General features: G+C 63.0%; 26 protein-coding genes and 2 pseudogenes. 13 read left to right on the plus strand and 15 right to left on the minus strand.

Translation table 11 applies throughout. The annotated features are described in order from the left end of the window. Nucleotides 1-160 precede the first annotated feature (160 nt). From KHO53_RS25915 to gpgF, 5 genes and pseudogenes are all read left to right on the plus strand, one after another. Nucleotides 161-1,039: pseudogene (locus KHO53_RS25915) on the plus strand (HAMP domain-containing protein); the annotation flags it as partial. A gap of 261 nt (nucleotides 1,040-1,300) precedes the next feature. Further along, nucleotides 1,301-1,897, plus strand: a pseudogene (locus KHO53_RS25920) (methyl-accepting chemotaxis protein); the annotation flags it as partial. Nucleotides 1,898-2,092: 195 nt separating this feature from the next. Then, nucleotides 2,093-3,214, plus strand: coding sequence for an N-acetylglucosaminyl phosphatidylglycerol synthase (gene gpgS / locus KHO53_RS05285; protein ID WP_213570068.1), 1,122 nt, complete (start codon nucleotides 2,093-2,095; stop codon nucleotides 3,212-3,214). Further along, a complete protein-coding gene (gpgD, locus tag KHO53_RS05290; RefSeq protein WP_100782572.1) occupies nucleotides 3,207-3,968 on the plus strand; it encodes an N-acetylglucosaminyl phosphatidylglycerol deacetylase in 762 nt (253 codons plus the stop codon). The genes gpgS and gpgD overlap by 8 nt, the downstream gene beginning before the upstream one ends. Continuing rightward, nucleotides 3,965-4,969, plus strand: coding sequence for a glucosaminyl phosphatidylglycerol flippase (gene gpgF, locus KHO53_RS05295; RefSeq protein ID WP_213570069.1), 1,005 nt, complete (start codon nucleotides 3,965-3,967; stop codon nucleotides 4,967-4,969). Before gpgD ends, gpgF begins: the two co-directional genes overlap by 4 nt. Here gpgF and KHO53_RS05300 read toward each other — a convergent pair. After that, on the minus strand, nucleotides 4,944-5,117 hold the full coding sequence (locus KHO53_RS05300; protein ID WP_162835467.1) for a hypothetical protein: 174 nt from the start codon (nucleotides 5,115-5,117) through the stop codon (nucleotides 4,944-4,946). The two genes, gpgF and KHO53_RS05300, sit on opposite strands and share 26 nt — an antisense overlap. Nucleotides 5,118-5,140: 23 nt before the next feature. Continuing rightward, nucleotides 5,141-5,992 (minus strand): formyltetrahydrofolate deformylase, encoded by an 852-nt coding sequence (gene purU / locus KHO53_RS05305; protein WP_036996741.1) that lies wholly within the window; start codon nucleotides 5,990-5,992, stop codon nucleotides 5,141-5,143. 314 nt (nucleotides 5,993-6,306) lie between these two features. On the opposite strand from purU, the gene mvaT reads away from it, so the two are divergent. Then, nucleotides 6,307-6,684 carry a histone-like nucleoid-structuring protein MvaT gene (mvaT, locus tag KHO53_RS05310; protein WP_213570070.1) on the plus strand — a complete coding sequence of 126 codons (378 nt, stop codon included), beginning with the start codon at nucleotides 6,307-6,309 and terminating at the stop codon, nucleotides 6,682-6,684. 76 nt (nucleotides 6,685-6,760) lie between these two features. On the opposite strand, the gene sbcB is transcribed toward mvaT, so the two are convergent. The 3 genes from sbcB to KHO53_RS05325 form a co-directional block, all read right to left on the minus strand. Continuing rightward, nucleotides 6,761-8,191 (minus strand): exodeoxyribonuclease I, encoded by a 1,431-nt coding sequence (gene sbcB, locus KHO53_RS05315; protein WP_036996743.1) that lies wholly within the window; start codon nucleotides 8,189-8,191, stop codon nucleotides 6,761-6,763. Nucleotides 8,192-8,252: 61 nt separating this feature from the next. Next, complete coding sequence (locus tag KHO53_RS05320; RefSeq protein ID WP_010220860.1) at nucleotides 8,253-8,612, minus strand: PilZ domain-containing protein; 360 nt, start codon at nucleotides 8,610-8,612, stop codon at nucleotides 8,253-8,255. A gap of 126 nt (nucleotides 8,613-8,738) precedes the next feature. Further along, on the minus strand, nucleotides 8,739-9,125 hold the full coding sequence (locus KHO53_RS05325; RefSeq protein WP_010220859.1) for a tetratricopeptide repeat protein: 387 nt from the start codon (nucleotides 9,123-9,125) through the stop codon (nucleotides 8,739-8,741). A 225-nt stretch (nucleotides 9,126-9,350) separates the two neighbouring features. Here KHO53_RS05325 and pyk point away from each other — a divergent pair, with 225 nt between their 5' ends. Continuing rightward, the gene (pyk, locus tag KHO53_RS05330) at nucleotides 9,351-10,802 is read left to right on the plus strand and encodes a pyruvate kinase (RefSeq protein ID WP_010220857.1); all 1,452 of its coding nucleotides are present in this window, start codon (nucleotides 9,351-9,353) and stop codon (nucleotides 10,800-10,802) included. A gap of 66 nt (nucleotides 10,803-10,868) precedes the next feature. Here the strand turns inward: pyk and KHO53_RS05335 are convergent, their stop codons facing one another. Together KHO53_RS05335 and KHO53_RS05340 are read right to left on the minus strand one after the other, a co-directional pair. Beyond that, nucleotides 10,869-11,807: an iron-sulfur-binding ferredoxin reductase gene (locus KHO53_RS05335; RefSeq protein ID WP_213570071.1), complete on the minus strand. Its 939-nt coding sequence runs from the start codon at nucleotides 11,805-11,807 to the stop codon at nucleotides 10,869-10,871. Beyond that, nucleotides 11,800-12,912, minus strand: coding sequence for a GGDEF domain-containing protein (locus KHO53_RS05340; RefSeq protein ID WP_100782569.1), 1,113 nt, complete (start codon nucleotides 12,910-12,912; stop codon nucleotides 11,800-11,802). Before KHO53_RS05340 ends, KHO53_RS05335 begins: the two co-directional genes overlap by 8 nt. Nucleotides 12,913-13,228: 316 nt before the next feature. On the opposite strand from KHO53_RS05340, the gene KHO53_RS05345 reads away from it, so the two are divergent. Continuing rightward, on the plus strand, nucleotides 13,229-14,752 hold the full coding sequence (locus KHO53_RS05345; protein ID WP_010220854.1) for a fumarate hydratase: 1,524 nt from the start codon (nucleotides 13,229-13,231) through the stop codon (nucleotides 14,750-14,752). Between the two features lie 103 nt (nucleotides 14,753-14,855). Here the strand turns inward: KHO53_RS05345 and KHO53_RS05350 are convergent, their stop codons facing one another. The 6 genes from KHO53_RS05350 to KHO53_RS05375 form a co-directional block, all read right to left on the minus strand. Beyond that, complete coding sequence (locus KHO53_RS05350) at nucleotides 14,856-15,437, minus strand: DJ-1/PfpI family protein (protein WP_010220853.1); 582 nt, start codon at nucleotides 15,435-15,437, stop codon at nucleotides 14,856-14,858. 65 nt (nucleotides 15,438-15,502) lie between these two features. Then, the gene (locus KHO53_RS05355; protein WP_036996748.1) at nucleotides 15,503-16,660 is read right to left on the minus strand and encodes a phospholipase D-like domain-containing protein; all 1,158 of its coding nucleotides are present in this window, start codon (nucleotides 16,658-16,660) and stop codon (nucleotides 15,503-15,505) included. 1 nt (nucleotide 16,661) lies between these two features. Next, nucleotides 16,662-17,243, minus strand: coding sequence for a YceI family protein (locus KHO53_RS05360; protein ID WP_010220850.1), 582 nt, complete (start codon nucleotides 17,241-17,243; stop codon nucleotides 16,662-16,664). A gap of 45 nt (nucleotides 17,244-17,288) precedes the next feature. Further along, complete coding sequence (locus KHO53_RS05365) at nucleotides 17,289-17,585, minus strand: amidase (protein ID WP_010220849.1); 297 nt, start codon at nucleotides 17,583-17,585, stop codon at nucleotides 17,289-17,291. Beyond that, on the minus strand, nucleotides 17,582-18,658 hold the full coding sequence (locus KHO53_RS05370; protein WP_100782581.1) for a serine hydrolase domain-containing protein: 1,077 nt from the start codon (nucleotides 18,656-18,658) through the stop codon (nucleotides 17,582-17,584). The genes KHO53_RS05365 and KHO53_RS05370 overlap by 4 nt, the downstream gene beginning before the upstream one ends. Nucleotides 18,659-18,721: 63 nt before the next feature. After that, on the minus strand, nucleotides 18,722-19,609 hold the full coding sequence (locus KHO53_RS05375) for an acyl-CoA dehydrogenase middle domain-containing protein (protein ID WP_010220847.1): 888 nt from the start codon (nucleotides 19,607-19,609) through the stop codon (nucleotides 18,722-18,724). Nucleotides 19,610-19,743: 134 nt separating this feature from the next. Here KHO53_RS05375 and olsB point away from each other — a divergent pair, with 134 nt between their 5' ends. Both olsB and KHO53_RS05385 read left to right on the plus strand, forming a co-directional pair. Then, nucleotides 19,744-20,499, plus strand: a complete 756-nt coding sequence (gene olsB / locus KHO53_RS05380) for an L-ornithine N(alpha)-acyltransferase (RefSeq protein ID WP_213570072.1) — start codon at nucleotides 19,744-19,746, stop codon at nucleotides 20,497-20,499. Beyond that, nucleotides 20,499-21,284: a lysophospholipid acyltransferase family protein gene (locus KHO53_RS05385; RefSeq protein WP_213570073.1), complete on the plus strand. Its 786-nt coding sequence runs from the start codon at nucleotides 20,499-20,501 to the stop codon at nucleotides 21,282-21,284. The genes olsB and KHO53_RS05385 overlap by 1 nt, the downstream gene beginning before the upstream one ends. Here KHO53_RS05385 and KHO53_RS05390 read toward each other — a convergent pair. Next, on the minus strand, nucleotides 21,281-21,853 hold the full coding sequence (locus tag KHO53_RS05390) for an acyl carrier protein phosphodiesterase (protein WP_100782566.1): 573 nt from the start codon (nucleotides 21,851-21,853) through the stop codon (nucleotides 21,281-21,283). The two genes, KHO53_RS05385 and KHO53_RS05390, sit on opposite strands and share 4 nt — an antisense overlap. 155 nt (nucleotides 21,854-22,008) lie before the next feature. Here KHO53_RS05390 and KHO53_RS05395 point away from each other — a divergent pair, with 155 nt between their 5' ends. The 3 genes from KHO53_RS05395 to KHO53_RS05405 are packed head-to-tail and all read left to right on the plus strand — an operon-like array spanning nucleotide 22,009 to nucleotide 24,561. Further along, complete coding sequence (locus KHO53_RS05395) at nucleotides 22,009-22,311, plus strand: ArsR/SmtB family transcription factor (protein ID WP_010220843.1); 303 nt, start codon at nucleotides 22,009-22,011, stop codon at nucleotides 22,309-22,311. Between the two features lie 13 nt (nucleotides 22,312-22,324). Then, nucleotides 22,325-23,494 carry an MFS transporter gene (locus KHO53_RS05400; RefSeq protein ID WP_036996752.1) on the plus strand — a complete coding sequence of 390 codons (1,170 nt, stop codon included), beginning with the start codon at nucleotides 22,325-22,327 and terminating at the stop codon, nucleotides 23,492-23,494. A gap of 17 nt (nucleotides 23,495-23,511) precedes the next feature. Further along, the gene (locus KHO53_RS05405) at nucleotides 23,512-24,561 is read left to right on the plus strand and encodes an alkene reductase (protein ID WP_010220841.1); all 1,050 of its coding nucleotides are present in this window, start codon (nucleotides 23,512-23,514) and stop codon (nucleotides 24,559-24,561) included. 85 nt (nucleotides 24,562-24,646) lie between these two features. Here KHO53_RS05405 and KHO53_RS05410 read toward each other — a convergent pair whose 3' ends face one another. Continuing rightward, nucleotides 24,647-25,489, minus strand: a complete 843-nt coding sequence (locus tag KHO53_RS05410) for a hypothetical protein (RefSeq protein WP_010220840.1) — start codon at nucleotides 25,487-25,489, stop codon at nucleotides 24,647-24,649. Nucleotides 25,490-25,499 lie beyond the last annotated feature (10 nt).

A 25,499-nucleotide genomic window follows, 5' to 3' on the forward strand; every position in this document is an offset into this window, starting at 1 on the left:
AGCGGACCGACACGTTATGAACAAAAGCCTCCGATTCAGCCACAAGATCCTATTGGCCGCCTCACTGATCGTCATGATCGCCTTTACCCTGTTTACCTTGTACAACGATTTCTTGCAGCGTAATGCCATTCGCGAGGATCTGGAAAACTATCTTGAGGAAATGGGCGAAACCACTTCGACCAATATCAAGAACCTGTTTGACGGTCGTATTCTGCTGGTACAAAACGTTGCACAAAACATTGCCGCGTTTCCCGAGGCTGACAAGATCGGCACCCTGCTCGGCCAACAGGCATTGGTCTCAAGTTTCCTGACAATTTACCTGGGTGACGTCAACGGCGGGTTCACCATTCGCCCGCAAACCAAGATGCCGGATGGCTACGACCCTCGCGTGCGCCCCTGGTACAAGGACGGCATGGCGGCCAACGGGCCGATCCTGACCGAACCTTATATTGATGTCAGCACCGGCAAGATGGTCATCTCGGTGGTGGCGACCGCTGCGCGCAATGTCGGCGTGGTCGGTGGCGACCTGGCCCTGGACGGCCTGACCGAAATCATCAACTCGCTGAACTTCGGCGGCATGGGCTATGCGTTCCTGATCAACGATCAGGGCAAGATCCTTGTGCACCCGGACAAGAACCTGGTGATGAAGTCGCTGTCGGACCTGTTCCCGCAGAACACCCCGCGCATCAGCAAGGAACCGAGCGAAGTCCAGCTCGATGGCAAGACCCGGATCCTCAGCTTCGCCCCGGTCAAGGGCCTGCCTTCGGCCAACTGGTACATCGGCCTGTCGGTAGACAAGGACGAGGCCTACTCGATGCTGAGCGAGTTCCGCACCTCTGCGGTGATTGCAACCCTGGTGGCGGTAGTCATCATCATTGCCCTGCTCGGCCTGTTGATCCGTGTGCTGATGCAACCGCTGCACACCATGACCCGCGCCATGGAAGACATCGCCGAAGGTGAAGGCGACCTGACCAAACGCCTGGCCATTCACAACCACGACGAATTCGGCATCCTCGGTACCGCCTTCAACCGCTTCGTCGAGCGTATTCATGGCTCGATCCGCGAAGTGTCCTCGGCCACCGAACAGGTCAACGAAGTAGCCTTGCGGGTGGTCAGCGCCTCCAACTCATCGATGGTCAACTCCGACGAGCAGTCCAACCGCACCAACAGCGTCGCTGCGGCGATCAACCAGTTGGGTGCCGCCGCCCAGGAAATCGCCCACAACGCCGCGCAAGCCTCGCAACAGGCAAGCTCGGCACGCCACCTGGCCGAAGAAGGCCAGCAAGTGGTCGATCGCAGCATCCAGGCGATGAACCGCCTGTCGGACCTGATCTGCACCTCCAGCGCCCACATCGAGACGCTCAACAGCAAGACCGTGAACATCGGTCAGATCCTCGAAGTGATCACCAGCATCTCGCAACAGACCAACCTGCTGGCGCTCAACGCGGCTATCGAGGCGGCACGGGCCGGTGAAGCCGGGCGCGGGTTTGCCGTGGTCGCCGATGAAGTACGCAACCTGGCGCACCGCACCCAGGAATCGGCGCAACAGGTGCAGAACATGATCGAGGAGCTGCAGGTCGGTGCCCGCGAGTCGGTCGACACCATGGGCCAGAGCCAGCGCCACAGCCAGGACAGCGTCGAGATCGCCAACCAGGCCGGCGAGCGCCTGGGCAGCGTGACCCTGCGCATCGGCGAGATCGACGGCATGAACCAGTCGGTGGCCACCGCTACCGAGGAACAGACGGCCGTGGTCGATTCGATCAACATGGACATCAATGAAATCAACATGCTCAACCAGGAAGGGGTCGAGAACCTGCAGTCGACCCTGCGCGCCTGCGCCGACCTGGAGCAGCAGGCCAGCCGCCTGAAACAACTGGTGGGCAGCTTCCGTATCTGAACTTGAGCGGCAAGCTTGAAGCGGCAAGAAGAAGCGGTGCCATGTGCGCTCTGCTTTTTCTTGCCGCTTGCAGCTTGTAGCTGACCGCTGCTGAACCCAGTCGAACAAACTATCCTTCATAGAGGTCAACCTTAGGGCGCGTCTCCAGCGGCGAAAAGCTGCCTGGCGACACACTTTGGAGACGATCTCGGAGGGATGCTGATCGTGCACATCGCGGACATCACCATGTTCTACGCCCCTGCCAGCGGCGGCGTACGAACCTATCTTGATGCCAAACACCGCCGTCTGGGCCTTACCCCCGGCGTCCGTCACAGCCTGTTGATCCCCGGCGCCAGTGCCAGTCACGACAACGGCATCTACAAGGTGCCGGCACCGGCCCTGCCGTTTGGCAACGGCTACCGCTTTCCTCTGCGCCTGGCGCCCTGGCGCAATATCCTGCAGGATCTTCAGCCCAATCTGATCGAAGTCGGCGACCCTTACCTGACCGCCTGGGCGGCGCTGGATGCCCGCCGCCAGCTCGATGTGCCGGTGATCGGCTTCTACCACTCCGACCTGCCGCTGCTGGTCAGCAACCGCATGGGCAACTGGTTCACGCCAAATGTCGAGGCCTATGTCAGCAAGCTCTACGGCAACTTCGACCGGGTCCTGGCGCCGAGCCAGGTGATGGCCAACAAGCTGCGCGGCCTGGGTATCGATAATGTTCATGTGCAGCGCCTGGGCGTCGACCTGGCGACCTTCAACCCGCAGAACCGCGACCTGTCGTTGCGCCAGCAACTGGGTATCGCCGATTCCACGCGGCTGCTGGTATTCGCCGGCCGCGGCTCGCGGGAGAAGAACCTGCCGGTGCTGCTCGACTGCATGAAACGCCTGGGCAAGCACTATCATCTGCTGCTGGTCGGTTCGCATATGCCGACCCATGTGCCGGCCAATGTCAGTGTCATCGATCACTTCTGCCCGGCCAGCGAAGTCGCCCGCCTGCTGGCCAGCGCCGATGCCTTGCTGCACGCCGGCGACCAGGAAACCTTCGGCCTGGTGATCCTCGAAGCCATGGCCAGCGCCATCCCGGTCATAGCCGTGGCCGCCGGGGCCTTCAGCGAAATCGTCAACGACCAGTGCGGCCGCCTGTGTACACCCAACGATGGCCAGGCCATGGCCCGCACGGTCAGGGAGGTGTTCGAAGCCGGTGCCCGGCAGATGGGCCTGCAGGCGCGTGCCCATGTCGAGCAATATTACGCTTGGGACACTGTGGTCAATGGCTTGCTGGAGCATTACCGGGCAGTGCTGGGCCACCTGATGCCGGTGCGCATCCATGCCTGAGCACACCGATCGACCAAGCCTGCTGCTGGTGCTGCATGATGTTGCGCCGCAAACCTGGCCTGACTACCAGCCCTTCGTCGAAGCGGTGGATGCCCTGGGCGATATCCCCATGACCTGGCTGGTGGTGCCGGACTTTCACAAGCGCAACGCCCTGGAGCAGGCGCCCGGCTTTCGCCTGATGCTCGAACGGCGCCTGCAGCGTGGCGACGAGATGGCACTGCATGGCTATTTTCACCTTGATGACAGCCCGCCGCCGCGTTCGCCACGGGACTACTTCATGCGCCGGATCTACACCCGGGAAGGTGAGTTCTACAGCCTTGACCAGGCCCAGGCCCGCGAGCGCCTGGAAGCCGGCATCGCGCTGTTCCAGCGTTTTGCCTGGCCGCTGTCAGGTTTCGTCGCCCCGGCCTGGCTGATGAGCGACGGCACCCGTCAGGCACTGTGCAGCCTGCCATTGAGTTACACCAGCGATCCACAGCACCTCTACCGACTACCCGACTTCACCCCGCTCCCGGCGCCTGGTCTGGTCTGGAGTGCCCGCAGCAGCTGGCGGCGCGGCCTGTCGAAAGTGCTCTGCGATGTACGTGAAGCGCGCCTGGGCAATGCCCCGGTCATACGCCTGGGCCTGCACCCGGTGGACATGCGCCATGGCTTGTCCCGCCGTTACTGGCTACAGACCTTGAAACGCCTGCTGCGCCAGGGCCGCGAGCCGATGACCAAGTCCGCCTGGCTGGCCAGCAGGCACGGCCGGTGAACCGCCTGCTCTGGCTGCTCCTGGCGCTGATCATGGCAGTGCTGGTGCCGACCTTGCTGGGCGGCAGCGAACTGGTGCCGCGTCTGCGTGGCTTCGCGCCACCGTTGCTGCTTGGCCTGTTCGCGATGATCGTGCTGTGCTGGATCATCAATGCCATCCGCCTGCGTTTGCTGCTCGGCAGCCAGGGCGCGGCGCTGGGGCGCTTGCGCAGCCTGGGGGTGATCATGGCCACTGAATTTGCCATTTGCACCACGCCTGGCGGCAGCGGCGGGCCGCTGGCCCTGATGGCCTTGCTGGCCCGCGAGCGCATTGGCCCTGCGCGCAGCAGCGCGGCGTTCGCCGCCGACCAGCTCAACGACTTGCTGTTCTTTTTCTGCGCCATGCTGGGGATCGCCGGCTACGCGCTGTTCCACAGCCTCAACCGCAGCCTGGAAGGCATGTTGCTCGCCAGTGCGCTGTTGATGTTCACAGCCTGCGGCGCTTTGCTCGGGCTGATGTGCTACCGCCGCACGCTGCTGCGCCTCAATGGCCGGCTGCTGCGCAGGCTCAAGGTGCCCGCCCAGAGACGCCGGCGCTGGACGCGCAAGCTGCTGCACTTCTTTCGTGCCTTCGGCGACACCTGGCGCCTACCCAAACGCACCCTGGCGCTGGTGTTTGCCCTGACTTGCGTGCATTGGGGATTACGTTACAGCGTGCTGTACCTGGCGCTGCGCGGGCTGGGCGTCGACTTGCAGTGGATACCGAGCTTTATGGTGCAGATGCTGTCGCTCAGCGCGGGGCAGTTCAGCCTGCTGCCGGGGGGCGCGGGGGCCGCCGAGATGACCTCGGCCGCGTTGCTTTCACCGTTGGTGGGGACCTCCACGGCGGCGGCGGCAATCCTGATCTGGCGGTTGGTGACCTATTACTTCTATCTGCTCGCCGGTGGCCCGGTGTTTCTCTGCCTGTTGGGCCGGCCGCTGCTGGAGCGCTTGCGGCTCAGCCAGGCGCGGGGTCGTCGCTAGCCGGCTTGAGCTGCTCCCAGAGCTCGGCGGCACCCGGAAAATCGGTGCCATCGTCGCTGTCCAGCGCATCCGGGTCGTAGCGGCTCAGGCAGCCCTCGCCGAGGGTTGGCGGGGCCTTGGAGGTTGCCTTGTCGAGGGGATCGGCCATGGAGCAACCTCCTGCACTGACGCTTAGTTGAACACCACGGTCTTGTTGCCGTGCACCAGCACGCGGTCTTCCAGGTGGTAGCGCAGGCCACGGGCCAGGACCATTTTCTCGACATCACGGCCGAAGCGGACCATGTCTTCGATGCTGTCGCTATGGCTGACACGGACCACGTCCTGCTCGATGATCGGGCCGGCATCGAGTTCTTCGGTGACGTAGTGGCAGGTAGCGCCGATCAGCTTGACCCCACGCAGCGAAGCCTGGTGGTACGGCTTGGCGCCGACAAACGATGGCAGGAAGCTGTGGTGGATGTTGATCACCTGCTGAGCGTACTCCTGGCACAGCTGTGGCGGCAGGATCTGCATGTAGCGCGCCAGCACCACGACATCGGCACCGTGCGCCTTGACCAGGCGCGAGACCTCGGCAAAAGCCGGTTGTTTGTCCTGCGGGTCGACCGGGACATGGAAGAACGGGATGCCGTGCCACTCGACCATGCTGCGCAGGTCGTCATGGTTGGAGATCACGCAGGGAATGTCGCAGTCGAGCTCTTTGGCGTGCCAGCGGTGCAGCAGGTCGGCCAGGCAATGGGACTCACGGCTGGCCATCAGCACCACACGCTTCTTCTGGTCGGTATCGGTGATACGCCAGACCATCGAGAACTCTTCGGCGATCGGTGCGAAGGCTTCGCGGAACGCCTCGATGCCAAACGGCAGGGTCTCGGCGCGGATTTCGTGACGCATGAAGAACCAGCCGCTCTGCTCATCGGAGTGATGGTTGGCTTCGTTGATCCAGCCGTTGTAGGACGCCAGGAAATTACTGACTTTGGCGACAATGCCAACGCGGTCGGGGCAGGCAATCACCAGCCGGTAGGTGCGCATGAAGTGGACTCCAGAAACTTTCGCAAAGGCGCACATTCTAGCGAGTGCCCGGCAAAACTGCAGTACTCATTGCTGGCGGCCCGCCGACTGACCCGCCGTCGCTGCAGGCGGCCGGCGCCGGCGCAGCACCGGGCACAGATTTAAGTTAACTTTTGAAGCAGCGTATTAGTTTGTAAATTTTTCTTAACCTAGTCTATCGCCGTGATTAACAACTCATTGAGCTAATAGCCTGTTTTAATGTTTACTTGGCGAGGACGTCTGATTATTATTGCCGCACTGTCTCTCAGAAAACCTTCATTTCCAAGGAACGCCTCATGTCCCTGATCAACGAATATCGCGCCACCGAAGAAGCCATCAAAGAACTGCAGGCGCGTTTGCAGAACCTGTCGCAAGACGACAAGCTGAAAGCCGAGCTTGAGTTCGAAGGCAAACTGCGCGCACTGATGGGCGAATATTCGAAGTCCCTGCGTGACATCATTGCGCTGCTGGATCCAGAAGCCAAACTGAGCAAAGCCCCACGCGGCGCAGTAAAAACCACCGGCACCAAGCGTGCGCGCAAGGTCAAGCAATACAAAAACCCGCACAACGGCGAAGTCATCGAAACCAAAGGCGGCAACCACAAAACCCTGAAAGAATGGAAAGCCAAATGGGGTGGCGATGTGGTTGAAGGCTGGGCAACCCTGCTGGGTTAATTGGCCCGCTGGTAACCTTGTGTTACTCGCTAAAAAAACGCCAGCTTAGCTGGCGTTTTTTATTTTCAACGATTGCTTACATTCCCAATTGCAACTTCAATGCCTGCACATGGCTGCGCCACTGACCAAGCAGCGCCTGCTGCTGGGCATCGGCCTCTGCCCAACAGTCCTGCAAGGCCCGCTCGAAATCACCGAGGGTATTGGGTGCCCCCATCAACGGATCACTCAGGCGTTGCTGGCAAAAGGTCTGCCAGCGCTGGCGCTCCTCGGCATTCAAGGTTTCGTTGAAATTACGCGCACGATAGCGAAACAACAGTTCCGGTAAACGTTCATCATCAAACATCCACTGGCCCTGCCCCAACTGCTGTGGATCGACACTGCGCACTTGCTCGCATAACCGACGATCACGGTCGCCAAGAAAGCCATCATACAACTGCTGTTCCGGATCTTCGCTGGGGGCAAACTCCTCGGCGCTGTAGATTACTGGCAATTTGTCTTGCCATTGCCCTGCCGTGGCAATCAGGCTGGCAGCGCGCGCCTGATAAACAGACATATCCAGTTCCAGCCGCTGCTGATCTTCCCCACGCAATACACTTAAGGGGGCGACTACCGGGCAGCGATTGATGTGGATTAATTTCAGCGGTACCGGCAATTGTCCGTCAGGCATTTCCTCGCGACGTGTGTATAAACGCTGACGCAGTGAATCAGCATCCTCATCGATCAAGGGCTGCGCATCCAGATGCAGGTCACAGACGATCAAGGCATTGCGATTACGCGGATGCCAGGCCAGGGGTAATACCACCCCCAGATAATTACGTGCCGCCGAAAAACGACCGGAAATATGCACCAGCGGCTGTAACAATCGAATCTGGTCGAGGACTTTCTGCTTGCTGCGCAGTTGAAACAACCAGTCATAGAGCTTGGGTTGTTTCTGTCGGATCAATCGCGCAAGTGCAATTGTCGCGCGCACGTCCGACAACGCTTCGTGTGCCTGACCATGGTCGATGCCGTTGGCGGCGGTGAGCAACTCCAGGCGCAAACTGGTGCGCCCGTCCTGTTGCGGCCATTCAATCCCGTCCGGGCGCAGAGCATAGGCGGCGCGGACGATGTCGATCAGGTCCCAGCGGCTGTTGCCGCCCTGCCACTCGCGGGCGTAAGGATCAAAGAAGTTGCGATACAGGCTGTAACGAGTGACTTCATCATCGAAGCGCAGGCTGTTGTAGCCGGCGCCACAGGTGCCCGGACGTGCCAGTTCGGCATGTACCCGGGTCATGAACTCGGCTTCGCTCAAGCCCTGGCTGGCCAGTTGCTGCGGGGTGATGCCGGTGACCAGGCAAGCCTTGGGGTGCGGCAGGATGTCGTCGCTGGGCTGGCAATAGAAGTTGATCGGCGCCTCGATCTCATTGAGCTCGAGGTCGGTGCGCACCCCGGCAACCTGCAAGGGCCGGTCGTTGCGCGGGTTGATGCCGGTGGTTTCGTAGTCGTGCCAGAAAATGCTGGAGCTCACGGGGTCGTCCTGAACAGAAGATCGACCAGAGTCTAGGGCCAGCAGCCCGCCAGGGCCAGTGTCAGGCCGAGGCGTTCAATGGATGGAAGCTGAAATAGTTGCGCAGGGCGCGCACCAACAGCTCGTAGTCACGTGGTGCCTGCAACAGCATGAAGCCCGAGTCGTAATGCCCGGGCGTCTGGTCTTCATGGCTCCACAGGCAACTGGCGGTGAGGTTGATCGGGTGCACGGCGCCATCGCGGCCCGGAACTTTGAGTTGCAACTCGAAATCCGGGCCGACCAGCATCGGCAACTGGCTGATCAGCATCAGGCCGTCTTCCGACACATTGCCCAGGTAGCCGATGGGCTGGTCGGTGAAGCGGTTGAAGACTTTGAGAAAATAAGGGAGCTGGTGACGCTCGATGCGGCGCTCGTCAAACATGGTCGGGATCGCTGTCGAAGACCCTTTTAGCAGGGCCGCGCTAGAGCTGCTGTTTTTCATTCATCTCAGCAACAAGATTAGCGCACCCTGACCCGCACGTCACAATCAGACTTGCTGACTTTAGTATTAACGCCAAGGCGTGGTCGTTGCCGGTCGGGCAATCGCGGCTTCGCCAGTGCGGTAGTGGCCCAGTTGCTCGAGGGTCTGCAGCCGCGCGCGGGCACGGAAGGCGTATTCGCTCTGCGGGTAGCGCTGGAGAATGAACTGGTAGGTCTGCGCCGCATCGACGAACAACTTCTGCCGCTCCAGGCACTGGCCACGCAGCAGCGACACTTCCGGCTGGATGAACGGTCGGGCACGGCTGGTGCGCTCGACCTGGGACAGCTCCAGCATCGCCTGCTCGCAGTTGCCGCGGTCATAGGCGCGGTAGGCGTTGTTCAAATGATGGTCCATCGACCAGCGGGTGCAGCCGACGACGCTGGTCGCCAAGGCTAAAACGATCAAGGCTCGCATGGGGATCTCCTGTACTGAGCAGTGTATCGGCTTTGGCTGGAAAATCTGTAGACCGTGCTGGCCGATCGCTGGCAAGCCAGCTCCCACAGGATTGGCGCCGCTCTCGGGGTTAGCACTCCCCGTTCAAACGCCACCCCCGCTAACCGGCAGGTAGTGCAAAGGAACAATGACTACAGCAATTTTCCGGAGTAGCCTTTCGCTGCGCTTCACTATAGGAGTCTGTGCATGACCATCCGCCGTACCAAAATCGTCGCCACCCTTGGCCCCGCCAGCAACTCGCCGGAAGTGATCGAGCAACTGATCCTTGCCGGCCTGGATGTCGCTCGCCTGAACTTCTCCCACGGCACGCCTGACGAGCACAAGGCTCGCGCGCGCCTGATCCGCGAAATCGCCGCCCGCCTGGGCCGCCACGTGGCGCTGCTCGGCGACCTGCAAGGGCCGAAGATCCGTATCGCCAAGTTCAGCAACAAGCGTATCGAGCTCAAGGTCGGTGACCGCTTCACCTTCTCCACCGCCCACCCGCTGACCGAAGGCACCCAGGAAATCGTCGGCATCGACTATCCGGACCTGGTCAAGGACTGCGGCGTCGGTGACGAACTGCTGCTCGACGACGGCCGCGTGGTCATGCGCGTAACCAGCGCCACTGCCGATGCCCTGCACTGCGAAGTACTGATCGGCGGCCCGCTGTCCGACCACAAAGGCATCAACCGTCGCGGCGGCGGCCTGACTGCTCCGGCCCTGACCGAAAAAGACAAGGCCGACATCAAGCTGGCAGCCGAAATGGACCTGGACTACCTGGCCGTTTCCTTCCCGCGCGATGCCTCCGACATGGAATACGCCCGTCGCCTGCGCGACGAAGCCGGCGGCAGCGCCTGGCTGGTGGCCAAGATCGAGCGCGCCGAAGCGGTCGCCGATGACGAGACCCTCGACGGCCTGATCACCGCCAGTGACGCGGTCATGGTTGCCCGTGGCGACCTGGGCGTGGAAATCGGCGATGCCGAGCTGATCGCGATCCAGAAGAAGATCATCCAGCACGCCCGCCGCAACAACAAGGCGGTGATCGTTGCGACCCAGATGATGGAGTCGATGATCCAGAACCCGATGCCAACCCGTGCCGAAGTCTCCGACGTGGCCAACGCCGTGCTGGACAACACCGACGCGGTGATGCTGTCGGCCGAAAGTGCCGCCGGCGCCTACCCGATCGAAGCCGTACAGGCCATGGCGCGCATCTGCCTGGGCGCTGAAAAGCACCCGACCAGCCAGAAGTCCAGCCACCGTCTGCACACCCGCTTCGAGCGCTGCGACGAAAGCATCGCCCTGGCGGCCATGTACACTGCCAACCACTTCCCTGGCGTCAAGGCGATCATCGCCCTCACCGAAAGTGGCTACACCCCGCTGATCATGTCGCGCCTGCGTTCTTCGGTGCCGATCTACGCCTTCTCGCCGCACCGCGCCACCCTGGCCCGCGCCGCGATGTTCCGTGGTGTGTACCCGGTAGCGTTCGACCCGGCAGCCCTGCCGGCCGAGAAAGTCAGCCAGGCGGCAGTCGACGAGCTGCTGCAGCGCGGCGCGGTCGAGCCAGGTGACTGGGCGATCCTGACCAAAGGCGACAGCTACCACACCATCGGTGGCACCAACGGCATGAAGATCCTGCACGTCGGTGATTCGCTGGTCTGATGCTCGGACACTGCTGAACAAAGCCCCGCAGCCTGTGCTGCGGGGCTTTTTTTTGCCTGGCCGGAATCAGGCGTGACCGATGAAAATGTCGGCGAACAGCTGGTTGCGCGGCAGGCCGGCGAGGAACATGCGCCGGGAAAACTGCTCGACACTGGCCGCCGAGCCACACGCCAGGGCCATGGTCTGGCGCGACTGCAGGCGTAACGCCGCCAGGGCCTGGGGCAACTGGGCCGGGGTCAGCAGCTCGACCTGCAACTGCGGATGCCGACTGGCCAGTGCCGTCAGTGCCTGCGCCAGATAATGCTCCTGCTCGTCGTGGGCCAGATGCAGCAAGCGAATCGGCCCGTGATGCTCCTGGCGCAAGGCCTCGCGCAGAATCCCCCACAGCGGCGCCAGGCCGGTGCCGGCGGCCAGCAGCCACAGCGGGCGTTCCTGCCAGTCCGGGTCGTAATGCAAGGCTCCGCCGCGCAGCTCGCCCAGGCGCAGCGTTGCACCGATACTCAGTTGCCGCGCGGCATCACAGAACGCACCGGGTTGCCGGCAATCGAGATGAAATTCCAGAATGCCCTCCTCCCCCGGCACGCTGGCCAAAGAATAGGGCCGGGCGACCCCACTCGGGCTCCACAACACCAGGTGCTGGCCGGCCTGATAGCGCAACGGTCTGTGTGGCTCAAGACGCAAGCGCAGCACCGTCGGGCTCAGCCAGTCGAGGCCGCTGACCTGGGCCGGCACCCCATCCTGGAGCGGGTCGAACAAGGCCACCTGCAAGTCTTCCTCAACGCTGCACTGGCACGACAGGCGCCAGCCCAGCTGGCGTTTGTCCGCCGCCAGGGCCTCGGGCCGGGCATCCCCCGGCTGGCCTTGCAGGCAGCGCACCAGGCAGGCGTGACAGCTGCCGGCACGGCAACTGTAAGGCACCGCCAGCCCGGCATCATTCAAGGCATCGAGCAGGTTGCTGCCCGGTGCCGCCGTCCACTTTCGCTCACCCACCCGCAACTCAGGCATCGACGGCCTCCCAGGCGGCCAGGCAGCGGTTGCGCCCGCTGCGCTTGGCCCGGTACAAGGCCTGATCTGCACGCTGCAGAGCGTCATCGAGATCGTCGCCTGCGCACAACAGGGTCAACCCCGCCGACAGGCTCAAAGGCTCGACCCGCAATCCAACCGCTGGCGGCTGGGCCAGGGCAAACGCCCTGCGCAGCCGCTCGCAACAGGTGGCCAGTTGCGCGTCGGTGCAGTCAGGCAGCAGCAACACGAACTCTTCGCCACCGTAACGGGCCAGTACCGCGGTGTCGCCCAGGCAGTCGCTGGCGATCGAGGCGAAGGCTTGCAATACCTGATCGCCGGCGGCGTGGCCATACACATCATTGATGCGTTTGAAGTGATCGAGGTCGATCAGTGCCAGGCCATGGCAACTGTCAGCGCCCATGCGCTCCAACTCGCGGGTGGCCAGGCCCAGAAAGTGCCGACGATTGAACAAGCCGGTCAGTTCATCGGTGGCCACCAGGTCTTCGAGCTGGCGCATCATGCCGCGCAAGGTGTCCTGATGGGCCTGCAGGGCATAGCGCCGCTGGCGCATGCGCTGACGCGCGGCCTGAACATAACGGGCATACAGGCACAACCAGCACAGCACCACCAACAAGGCACTGGCCTGCAATGCCAACAGCGACCCGTCGAAATGCGGCGCTTGCCAGGCCTCCCAGGCGATCAAGCCGAGGAAGCTGCACAACACCAGTAGCGCGCAGCGCACAAACACCCGCCCGCTCAGGTGAAACAGGCCGAACATCAGGATCAAGGGGTAGAACATCAGGAAAGTGCCGCGCCCCTGGTCAAGCTGAGCCAACAGCCAGGTCTGCCAGGCGATCGCCAGCAGCACCTGGAACTCGGTCAGGCTCGGGTCGTTAAAGCGCAGGTTGCGACCGCTGGCGAACACCCAACCGAGCAGCGACTGGCACACGAGCAACAGGCCGCTGCCCAGCAGCAAAACCGTCAGGGAGGCTTGCAGATGGCCGCTCAAGAGTGCCACCCAGAGTAGCGCCAGCACCAGCAGATAGGTGCCAGCCGCCATGAGAAAGCGATTGAGGAGAAGCTTCTGCAGCGCTGTTTCGGTCACTGGTGACTCACCGTGCTCTGGCCAAGGCAGAGGAATGGGGCATGGCCAACCGCCACTTTAGGGTGTGCGAAGAATAATTGCCATGGTTGCACAAATCGACCCTGGTCAGCGCTCAGGCAAGAACAGTGCCCGGCCACTGCCGACCTTGGTGGGGACCTTTGGTACGTGTACCGGCGGCGGATGCGCGCTATACTGCCGCGCCTTTTTTGCGCCGACAGCCTTGCGTTGGCGCCTGTTGAAGGTCGTTTCGACACCTCGGCCAGTCCGCGTCGGAATACCTTAATGAATGTTCCCGTCTTTAAGAGGAGCGCGCTGCATGACCGTGATCAAGCAAGACGACCTGATTCAGAGCGTTGCCGACGCCCTGCAGTTCATTTCGTACTACCACCCCGTTGATTTCATCCAGGCCATGCATGAGGCCTATCTGCGTGAAGAGTCGCCAGCTGCGCGCGATTCCATCGCCCAGATCCTGATCAACTCGCGCATGTGCGCCACCGGCCACCGGCCGATCTGCCAGGACACCGGTATCGTCACCGTGTTCGTGCGCGTCGGTATGGACGTGCGCTGGGACGGCGCGACCATGAGCCTGGACGACATGATCAACGAAGGCGTGCGCCGCGCCTACAACCTGCCGGAAAACGTCCTGCGTGCATCCATCCTGGCCGACCCGGCGGGTAGCCGTAAAAACACCAAGGACAACACCCCTGCGGTCATCCACTACTCCATCGTCCCGGGCAATACCGTGGAAGTGGACGTGGCGGCCAAGGGCGGCGGCTCCGAGAACAAGTCGAAAATGGCCATGCTCAACCCGTCCGACTCGATCGTCGACTGGGTACTCAAGACCGTTCCGACCATGGGTGCTGGCTGGTGCCCTCCGGGCATGCTCGGCATCGGCATCGGCGGTACCGCCGAGAAAGCCGCGGTAATGGCCAAGGAAGTGTTGATGGAATCCATCGACATCCACGAGCTCAAGGCCCGTGGCCCGCAGAACCGCATCGAAGAGATCCGCCTGGAGCTGTTCGACAAGGTCAACCAGCTGGGCATCGGCGCCCAGGGCCTGGGCGGCCTGACCACCGTGCTCGACGTCAAGATCATGGACTACCCGACCCACGCCGCCTCCTTGCCGGTGTGCATGATCCCCAACTGCGCCGCCACCCGTCACGCCCACTTCGTGCTCGACGGTTCCGGCCCGGCTGACCTGGAAGCGCCATCGCTGGACGCCTACCCGGAAATCGTCTGGGAAGCCGGCCCATCGGCCCGCCGTGTCAACCTCGACACCCTGACCCCGGAAGACGTGCAGAGCTGGAAGCCGGGCGAGACCATCCTGCTCAACGGCAAGATGCTCACCGGCCGCGACGCTGCGCACAAGCGCATGGTCGAGATGCTCAACAAGGGCGAAGAACTGCCAGTCGACCTCAAGGGTCGCTTCATCTACTACGTTGGCCCGGTTGATCCGGTCGGTGACGAAGTGGTTGGCCCGGCCGGCCCGACCACCGCGACGCGGATGGACAAGTTCACCCGTCAGATCCTCGAGCAGACCGGCCTGTTGGGCATGATCGGCAAATCCGAGCGCGGCCCGACCGCCATCGAAGCGATCAAGGACAACAAGGCCGTGTACCTGATGGCCGTCGGCGGCGCTGCCTACCTGGTGGCCCAGGCGATCAAGAAGTCCAAGGTCCTGGCCTTTGCCGAACTGGGCATGGAAGCGATCTACGAGTTCGAGGTCAAGGACATGCCGGTCACCGTCGCGGTCGACAGCAACGGCGAGTCGGTACACATCACCGGCCCTGCGATCTGGCAGCACAAGATCGCTGAAAGCCTGGCGGTGGAAGTGAAGTAAGCCTCGGGGTTTGCTGATATGAAAAAGCGGCAGGGGGGATTACTCCCCTGCCGCTTTTTTATTGCCTGTACCGGCCTCATCGCTGGCAAGCCAGCACCTTTGTTCACAGGGTAATGCGAGTGCCCAGCAACTGCAGGAACGCCGCCAGCCATGCAGGGTGCGCCGGCCACGCCGGAGCCGAAGCCAGATTACCCTGCACGTGAGCCTGGTCGACGGCGATCTCGACATACTGGCCACCGGCCAGGCGTACTTCCGGCGCGCAAGCCGGATAAGCGCTGCACTCGCGGCCTTCCAATACGCCAGCCGCCGCCAGCAGTTGTGCGCCATGACACACCGCGGCAATGGGTTTGCCGGCCTGATCGATCGCTTTGACCAGCGCCAGCACCTGCTCGTTCAAACGCAGATACTCCGGTGCCCGGCCTCCTGGAATCAGCAGCGCGTCGTAGTCGTCAGCCTGAACTTTGGCAAAATCAAAGTTCAGGGCAAAATTATGCCCGGGCTTTTCACTGTAGGTCTGGTCGCCTTCGAAATCGTGGATCGCCGTGCGCACCGTCTGCCCGGCGTTTTTGCCCGGACACACCGCGTGCACGGTATGGCCAACCATCTGCAGGGCCTGGAACGGCACCATCACTTCGTAATCTTCAACGTAGTCGCCAACCAGCATCAGAATCTTCTTCGCAGCCATGTCATCAACTCCTTCAAGTGCGGTGGAAAGATAAAGACACCATAGACCGCCAACGTGCGACAGGCTCAATCACGCCGGTCGAGCAGGTTGACCACCAGCCGGTCGAGCCAGCCCCACAAGCGTTGCTGCACGCGCTTCCACAACGGCCGCGCATGCCAGTGGGCCAGGTCGATAGTCAGGCTCCGGGCAAAGTCGCGCTCAAAGCTCGCCGCCACGTCGGCGGTCAGGGGTGGGTCAATGGCTTCGACATTGGCCTCAAGGTTGAAGCGCAGGTTCCAGTGATCGAAGTTGCACGAGCCGATGCTGACCCAGTCATCCACCAACACCATTTTCAGGTGCAGGAAACACGGCTGGTATTCGAAAATTTTCACCCCGGCGCGCAACAGCCGCGGGTAATAGCGATGGCCGGCATAACGCACCGACGGGTGATCGGTTCGCGGCCCGGTCAGCAGCAAACGTACATCGACACCCCGGGAGGCCGCGCGGCGCAGAGAGCGGCGGACCTTCCAGGTCGGCAAGAAATACGGCGTGGCCAGCCAGATGCGCCGCTGGCCGCTGTTCAGGGCGCGCACCAGCGACTGCAGGATATCCCGGTGCTGGCGGGCGTCGGCATAGGCCACCCGGCCCATGCCCGCACCACTCACCGGCACTCGCGGCAAACGTGGCAGGCCAAAGTGCGTCGGCGGCCGCCAGGCGGTACGGCGCAGGTTGGCGCGCCACTGGCGGTCGAACAGCATCTGCCAGTCGGCCACCAGCGGGCCCTGCATCTGCACCATCACTTCGTGCCATTCGCTGACGTCTTCGGTTGGCGTCCAGAACTGGTCAGTGACGCCAGTACCGCCCACCACCGCCCACTTCTGGTCGACCAGCAGCAGCTTGCGATGATCGCGATACAGGTTGCGAAAGCCACGACGCCAGCGCAGGCGGTTGTACCAGCGCAGCTCCACACCCGCAGCCAACAGGCGCTGGCGCAGGCTCAAGGTGAAGGCCAGCGAACCATAATCATCGAACAGGCAACGCACCTGCACGCCGCGCTCGGCGGCCTGCACCAAGGCCTGGACCATGGTTTCGGCGCAAGCGCCGGCTTCGACCAGGTACAGTTCCAGGTCCACCTGATACTCGGCGCGCACGATTGCGGTGAGCATGCGCGGGAAAAACTGCGGACCGTCGATCAATAGCTCGAACTGATTGCCATCGCGCCAGGGAAAGACCGGTCCGGCCATCTCAACGCGCCGTGAAGATCAGCACCGCGGCCACCGGCACCGACGGGCTGATGGACTTGAGCCCGGCCAGCTTGCGCAAGGTGGCAAGGCCGGGGAGCAGATCGAAATCATCGGCGCGCAACATCAACGGTTCCAGGGTCACCACCTGAAAGCGCCGGTCATCCAGGCGGGTGGCCAGCAGCAGGGCGCTGTAGTTGTGCTGCTTGCCATGCAGGCTGACAGTCAGCGGCAGGCGCAGTTCCACCTGGGCGCCATTGGCCAGGTCGTTGATCGGGCGCAGGTCGATCTGCGCGCTGACCTTGGCTTCGGGGAACTTGGCGAACTCGAACAGTTCCTTGCGCATGCGTTCGTCACGCAGCGGCACGCCGCTGTTGTTGGAGTCCATCTCGACCTGCAGCTCGGCGGCGCCCTTGCGATCGACCTTGCCATGCAGAACGAGGAAACGATGCACCTCAGCGGTGTCACCGTTCTTGCTGGAGACAAATGACAGGCGTGACGATTCGCCGTCCAGGTGCCAGTTGGCCTGGGCAGGGAGACTGAGAACGACCAGCAGGGCAAGCAGAAGACGCGACAGACTGAACATGTGAAATCCTGTAACACAATGGTCGTCAACCTTACCCGGCTGCCTTCACGGCAGCAAGCGACAGCCCTCGCGCGGGCCCTGCCACTGCGCACGATTCTCGACCCCCAGGCCGGCAGCGCTGACCAGCCGCTGCTGCGCGTCCTCATCCAGGCGACTCAACGGCAGGTATTGGCGCACATAGCCCCGACAATAATGTTCGTCGAAATTCATGACATAGCGGCACGAACAGTACTCCTTGGCCGAGTAGGCACTGAGGATGCCGGGGAAATCCGCCAGCGCCTGGCGTTCGTACCAGGCCCAACCGCCGGCCAGCAGCGCCAGTACCAGCAACACGCGCGTCATGGCCGCACCTTGTCGACTGCTGCCAGTACCCGCTTGAGCAACTCGTTATGGGCAAAGCTGGCGTCGCGGTCATCGGCGTAGCGAACGATCAGCAGCTTGCGCGCCGGCAGCACATACAGTGCCTGGCCCCAATGCCCCAGGGCTGCATACGTGTCAGCTGGCGCATCCGGCCAGGGTGGCGGGCTGCCGGGCAAAGGTTGATTAAGCCACCAGTGCCCGCCCGGGTTGGCTTCACCGGGTTGGGCCGTGGCTTGCAGGAACGGCTGGCGATTGAAGTCGACCCAAGCGCTGGACAGCAATTGTCGCGTTTGCCAACGACCTTCGCGCAGCATCAACAGGCCAACGCGCGCCAGGTCGCGCGCGCTCATGTACAGATAGGAAGAACCCACCAAGGTGGCACTGGCGTCACGCTCCCAGACTGCACTGGCGATCCCCAGCGGTTCAAACAAGGCGTGCCAGGGGTACTGCGCATATCCCGCATCGCCGACCATGCCGCGCAAGGCCGCCGCCAGCACGTTACTGTCACCGCTGGAATAGAGAAAGCGTTGCCCAGGGCTGGCCGCCTCGGGCCTGGCCGCCGTGTAGCCGGCCATATCGCCGCGCCCGCGAGTGTAGAGCATGGCCACTACCGAGGACTTGAGCGGCGCGTATTCGTAATCTTCCTGCCAGTCCAGGCCGCTGGCCCAGTGCAGCAGATCTTGGATGCGCACGTGGGGGTGGGCACGCATCGGCGCGTAGAAACGCGCAACCGGATCCTGCAGGTCAAAGCGGCCCTCGGCGTGGGCGACGCCCAGCAGGGTCGCCAGCACGCTCTTGCTGATCGACCAGGTCAGGTGCGCAGTTTTAGCGGTGCTGGGCGCGGCATAGTGCTCATAGACAATGCGCCCGTCGGCGATCACCAGCAGCGCGTCGCTGCGCACGCCCTGACGTTGCTGGTCATCGCGTGGGGCGAAGGCATAGCGTTCAACCGCCTGCCAGGCGCTTCGGTTGGCATCGTTCGCCACCGTCCAATCAGGTACTGGCCAGTACTCCTCGGCCGAAACGGCCTTGCTGAAGGCGAAAACAGCCAGCATCCACCACACCGCGTTGCGCATGCCGCTTACTCAAGGCCAGGGTTCGCCCAGCCTGCCAGCGTTTCATGACAATCCGGCGGCGGCCCAGGCCTTGGCCAGGCGTTTGGCGCGGGCCGCACTGGCGATCTCCAGCAGGCCCTGATCGCGTTGCCACAGGCTTGCCCACTCGCCTGGGCTTGCCAGCAGTGCCTGATTGAGTTCATCTTTCAAGCTGTTGAACTGGGCAAACAGACCGCCCAGCAGCAAATGGCTGGCCGAGGTGTCGGCGCACTGGCGAGTGCTTTCAGCGCACGCGCCGAGCAGACTGATCAGGCGCAATTGCAGGTTTTGCGGCCAGCCCGTTTCCTGGCCGACGCCATAGAGCCAGGCACACAGGGCACTGAGCACATAAAGATCTTCCAGCGAGCGGAAGGGTTTGACGTAGGCATCCCAGCCGTCCCCCGCCAAGCGCTCGCACAACGCTCCTTGCAGATGCAGGCGGGCATGGCCGACTTCCGGCATCAACGGCAAGGCCGGCAGCGATTCGAGGCGCACGCCCGGTTCACCGGCGTAGACCACCGCCAGGCTCAGTTCTACTGGCTGCCCCTGCGCTTCGCAGCGCGCCGCCACCAGCAGCCACTCGGCATCGAGCCCGGCAGTGACAAAGTCCTTGCTGCCGCTCAGGCGCAAATCATCCAGACGCACCTGCATGTCCGCCGGGCGCACGCTGCGCCGCTCACTGGCGCACAGGGCACCAAGGCTCTGCGGCGCACTGGGCCACAGCACCCGCAGCGCCGCCTGGTAGCCGACCAGGAAGGCCAGGCCCGGGGTGCTCATCGCCCGCCCACCGAGCACCGCCAGGTCGAACGGGCTAACCGCCCCCAGGCGTGCCAGCAGGCTGGAATAGGTATCGGCCAGCGTGGCCGCAAGGGGTTGTCTGTGTCGATCGTTGAGTCGTTGCAGCCAGGCCATCGAAGCGCTCCTTGAGGGGCTGTCATACAAGCATCACCAAACATTCACGGGGGTGACACCGCATCTACCTAGGCTGAGCTTGCACAACAAAGTCGACCGGCCGCAACCCCATGGCTGGCTTATGGAGACACACAATGACTCGGATCGCTCGCTCTGGCGACAACAGCACTGAACGCCGTCTGCAAGCCGAACGCCTGGTCGGCCCGGCAGCCCTGCAGGAAGCACAGGCCCTTCGTTTCAGCGTATTCAGCGGTGAATTCAAGGCCAAACTCAAAGGCGCCGAACTGGGCCTGGACATGGATGACTACGACATTCATTGCCGCCACATCGGCGTGCGCGATCTCACTAGCGGGCGCCTGGTCGCCACCACTCGTCTGCTCGACCACCAGGCCGCCAACAGCCTGGGGCGCTTCTACAGCGAAGAGGAATTCAGCCTGCACGGCCTCGGCCACCTGCAAGGGCCGATCCTCGAGCTGGGCCGCACCTGTGTCGACCCGGCCTACCGCAACGGCGGCACCATCGCCGTGCTCTGGGCGGAGCTGGCCGAAGTACTCAACGAAGGCCGCTACAGCTACCTGATGGGCTGCGCCAGCATTCCCATGCAGGACGGCGGTGTACAGGCCCACGTGATCATGCAGCGCCTGCGCGAACGCTACCTGTGCACCGAGCACCTGCGCGCCGAACCGAAGAAGCCACTGCCGAGCCTGGCCCTGCCGAACAACGTCATCGCCGAAATGCCGCCGCTGCTCAAGGCCTACATGCGCCTGGGGGCGAAGATCTGTGGCGAACCATGCTGGGACGAAGACTTCCAGGTCGCCGACGTGTTCATCCTGCTCAAGCGCGACGAACTGTGCCCGCGTTATGCCCGTCACTTCAAGGCGGCGGTCTGATGCAGCGCCTGCGCGTCTATGCACGCGTAGCCCGGGTGCTGCTGGTGGTGCTGTTCGGCCTGGCCATGGCAGCCCTGTTCAGCCTTTATGAACGCCTGCGCGTGCCGGCCTCGACCGAGCGCCGCCAGCGTTGGTCGCAACTGTTCATGGGCAAACTGAGCAATGCCCTGCCGTTCAAGGTGCGAGTGGTGGGCCAACTGCCACGCCAGCCGATGCTGTGGGTCAGCAACCACGTGTCCTGGACGGATATTCCTTTGCTGGGCATGCTTGCGCCGCTGTCGTTTTTGTCCAAGGCCGAAGTGCGTACCTGGCCGGTGGCCGGCTGGCTGGCACACAAGGCCGGTACCCTGTTCATCCGCCGTGGCGGCAACGACAGCCAGCTGCTACGCCAGCAGATCAGCCAGCACCTGCAACAAGGCAGCGCGCTGTTGATTTTCCCCGAAGGCACCACCACCGACGGGCGCAGCCTGCGCACCTTTCATGGGCGCCTGCTGGCCAGTGCCATCGATACGCAAACCCCGCTGCAGCCGGTCGCCCTGCGCTACCTGCGCAACGGCCAAAGCGATGCGATCGCGCCGTTTATCGGTGATGACGACCTGCTCTCGCACCTGTTCCGGCTGTTTGCCAATGATTGCGCCGAGGTCGAGATCCATCTGCTCGCGCCAATTGCCAGCGCCGGCGAAGAACGCGCCGCCCTGGCGTTCAAGGCCCAGCAGGCAATCCAGCAGACACTGTTCGCCAGCGAGCCGCTTGCCCAGCCACAACGCCGGGCCAGGGCCGCCTAGGTATTGCCCTTGGCGAAGCGCTGCAGCTCTGGGTAGAAATTGCGAAAGTCATCCAGCAACGGCTGGTACAGCGCGGCCACCTCCTCCAGCGCGCCGTCCATGCCTTCGGGCCGCGACAGGCGCCGGGCAATGCCGCGAAACACCTGTTCGAGCACCGAGAATTCGCGGTAAGACCCCAACCAGTCATCGGCGACCATGTACGGCGCGATTTGCGCCAGGCGCCCGGGCAAGGCCGGCTCGGCGGCAAGCACGCGGTACACGCGGTCAGTGAACTGGCCCAGCGGCTGCTCGGCATAATCCTGCCAGTGCAAGGCCAGGCAATGGTCGAAAAACACATCGAGGATGATCCCGGCATAACGCCGCCGCTGCTGCGGGAAACGCGCCAGCGCCGCCAGCACCAGTGGATGGCTGTCGGTGTAGACGTCGATCTGCCGGTGCAGGCGGATCGCTGCCTCCAGTGACGGGGCGAAGCGCCCCTGCAGCGGCCCTTTGACAAAATCGCCATAAAGGCTGCCGAGCAATTGCTCGGGCTGCTGACCGCCGAGGTGAAGGTGTGCGAGGTAGTTCATGGACTGGGATTCTAGCACCCCGCCATCTATATCGTTATAACCCGATATAGCGATTTACGCTGAGCTCAGAACCACATCATATTTGTATATCGCGAAATACCGATTTATATTTCGCCCCATCGCGATATACCGCTACACACACCACGAGCCCAACCATGCCTCTCGATCTCGACGAAATAATAAAAGCCCTGGCCCACCCAGTACGGCGAGAAATCCTCAACTGGCTGAAGGACCCCGACGCGCAGTTTCCCGACCAGCACCACAGCACCGAACACGGTGTGTGTGCCGGGCAGATCGATCAACGCTGCGGCCTGTCGCAGTCGACCGTCTCCGCCCACCTGGCGACCTTGCAGCGCGCCGGCCTGATCAGCAGCCAGAAGATTGGCCAATGGCATTTTTTCAAACGCAACGAGGACACCATCCAGGCGTTCCTCAAGCAGATGAGCCAAGAGCTCTGACAAGGACCTTGCAATGCCCCTTTCGCTGATAATCCTGGCGCTCAGCGCCTTCGCCATCGGTACCACCGAGTTCGTCATCATGGGTCTGTTGCCGGATGTGGCGGCAGACCTGGGTGTATCGATTCCCGGTGCCGGCTGGCTGGTCACCGGCTACGCCCTGGGCGTGGCCATCGGTGCGCCGTTCATGGCCCTGGCCACCTCGCGCCTGCCACGTAAAGCTGCGCTGATCGCACTGATGGGCGTGTTCATCGTCGGCAACCTGCTATGTGCGGTAGCCAGCGACTACAACCTGCTGATGTTCGCCCGGGTGGTGACCGCCCTGTGCCATGGGGCTTTCTTCGGTATCGGTTCGGTGGTGGCCGCCAGCCTGGTGCCGGCCAACCGCCGTGCTTCGGCGGTCGCCTTGATGTTCACCGGCCTGACCCTGGCGAACGTGCTGGGTGTGCCGCTGGGTACCGCGCTGGGCCAGGAATACGGCTGGCGCTCGACCTTCTGGGCAGTGACGGTGATCGGCGTCGTCGCACTGATCGGTCTGATCCGCTTCCTGCCGTTCCGGCATGACGAAGAGGCTCTCGACATGCGCGCCGAACTTGCCGCGCTCAAAGGCGCCGGCATCTGGCTGTCGCTGTCGATGACCGTACTGTTCTCGGCCTCGATGTTCGCCCTGTTCACCTATGTCGCACCGCTGCTCGGAGACGTCACCGGCGTTTCGCCACGGGGCGTGACCTGGACCCTGCTGCTGATCGGCCTGGGCCTGACCCTGGGCAACATCCTCGGCGGCAAGCTCGCCGACAAACGCCTGGGCGCCACCCTGGTCGGCGTGTTCGCCAGCATGGCGGTGGTCTCCACCGTATTGAGCTGGACCAGCGTCGCCCTGATCCCGGCAGAAATCACCCTGTTCCTCTGGGCCACTGCAGCCTTTGCCGCGGTCCCCGCCCTGCAGGTCAACGTGGTGACCTTCGGCAAGGCCGCCCCGAACCTGGTCTCGACCCTGAACATCGGCGCTTTCAACCTGGGCAATGCCCTGGGCGCCTGGGTTGGCGGCACTGTCATCGCCCAGGGCCTGGGCCTGACCCGCGTGCCCCTGGCCGCCGCAGCGCTGGCGGTGCTGGCGTTGATCGTCACCCTGATCACTTTCAGCCAGGGCGGTAACAAAGCCGAACTGGCACCTGCCACTCACTGATAGGCCTTGAGGTATTTATGACGACTCTTTTCGATCCGATCACCCTCGGCGACCTCAAACTGCCGAACCGCATCATCATGGCCCCGCTGACCCGCTGCCGCGCCGATGAAGGCCGGGTACCCAACGCGCTGATGGCCGAGTACTACGTACAACGGGCCAGTGCCGGGCTGATCCTCAGCGAAGCCACTTCGGTAACGCCCATGGGCGTCGGCTACCCGGACACCCCGGGGATCTGGTCCAACGATCAGGTGCGCGGCTGGACCAACGTCACCAAGGCGGTGCATGGCGCCGGCGGGCGGATCTTCCTGCAGCTGTGGCATGTGGGGCGCATCTCGCACCCGAGCTACCTCAACGGCGAAACCCCGGTGGCACCGAGTGCAATCCAGCCCAAAGGCCATGTCAGCCTGGTGCGCCCACTGGCCGACTACCCGACGCCACGGGCACTGGAAAGCGCAGAAATCGCCGATATCGTCGAGGCCTACCGCACCGGTGCCGAGAACGCCAAGGCGGCCGGTTTCGACGGCGTCGAAGTGCATGCGGCGAATGGTTACCTGATCGACCAGTTCCTGCAGAGCAGCACCAACCAGCGCAACGACCAGTACGGTGGTTCGCTGGAAAACCGTGCACGGCTGCTGCTGGAAGTGACCGACGCCGTGATCGACGTCTGGGGCGCACAACGGGTCGGCGTGCACCTGGCGCCACGGGCCGATTCCCATGACATGGGCGATGCCAACCGTGCCGAAACCTTTACTTATGTTGCCCGGGAACTGGGCAAGCGCGGCATTGCCTTTATCTGCTCGCGAGAGAAAGAAGCCGACGACAGCATTGGCGCGCTGATCAAGCAGGCTTTTGGCGGCCCGTACATCGTCAACGAGCGCTTCACCAAGACCAGCGCCAACGCTTCGCTGGCCAGTGGTAAAGCCGATGCGGTGGCCTTCGGTATTCCGTTCATTGCCAACCCGGACCTGCCAGCCCGCCTGGCAGCCGATGCACCGCTGAACGAGCCGCACCCGGAGACCTTCTACGCCAAGGGGCCGGTGGGTTACATCGATTATCCGCGGATGTAGGTGCTGAACGCATCGCGGGGCAAGCCCGCTCCCACAGGAACAGTGGTGATCTCTGTGGGAGCGGGCTTGTCCCGCGATGAGGCCCTCAAGGCCGGGTATTGATCTGCTGTTGCAGGTTCTGCACCTGGCTTTGCAAGGTATTGATGTTTCGAGTCACCTGGCCACGAAACGCATCGAACTCCGCCGTTGACGCACCGCCACTGGCCGCAGGCGCCGGGCGGTTCTCCTGTTCGCTCTTGAGCACGATCAGGTCCTGCTCCAGGCGCTGGATCGCCGCCGCCGGGTTGCCCTGTTTCTTCAACGTCGCCACATCTGCGCTCAGGCTCTTGAGCTCACCATCGAGCTTGCCGCCATCGACCTGGGCCGTCTTCAATGCCGCCAACTCGTCATTTACCCGCTTGAGCTGTGCCTGCAACTGCTCCTGCAACTTGGCATTGGCCGCCTGCTGCTCGCTGGCCTGAGCCAACACCTGCTCCAGTCGCTTGCCCAGATCGCCGGTCTGCCCGGCCACACCCTGCTGTTGCTTGCCCTGCTCGGCCAGGCTCGCCTGCAGCTGCCTGATCTGCAGCTTCAGGGCTTCGCTGTCGGTGCTGACACTGGTCTCGCTGGCCGCAACCTTGCCGCTGATCGCCTGCAGGCGTCCCGCCGCGTCTTCACTGATGCGGGCGAAACTCTCCTGGGTGGCAACCAGTTGCTGCTCCATCAGGGAAATCTGTTGGAAGCTCCACCAGCCAAGGCCAGCCAGAGCAATGAACGAGGCGCCGAGCAATGCCCACAACGGGCCGCTGCTCGCGGCCTTGGGCTGAGCACGCGAAGCTGCCGGCCCGCCACGACGCACACCCGCTACCGGGACGAAATCATCGTCATCACGGCTACCGGCACTCAAGGTCGGCACGTTATCGAAATCATCTGGAGCATCGTTACGCATGGGATCCCTT

Source organism: Pseudomonas sp. RC2C2 (assembly GCF_018390435.1).
Lineage (GTDB): Bacteria > Pseudomonadota > Gammaproteobacteria > Pseudomonadales > Pseudomonadaceae > Aquipseudomonas > Aquipseudomonas donghuensis.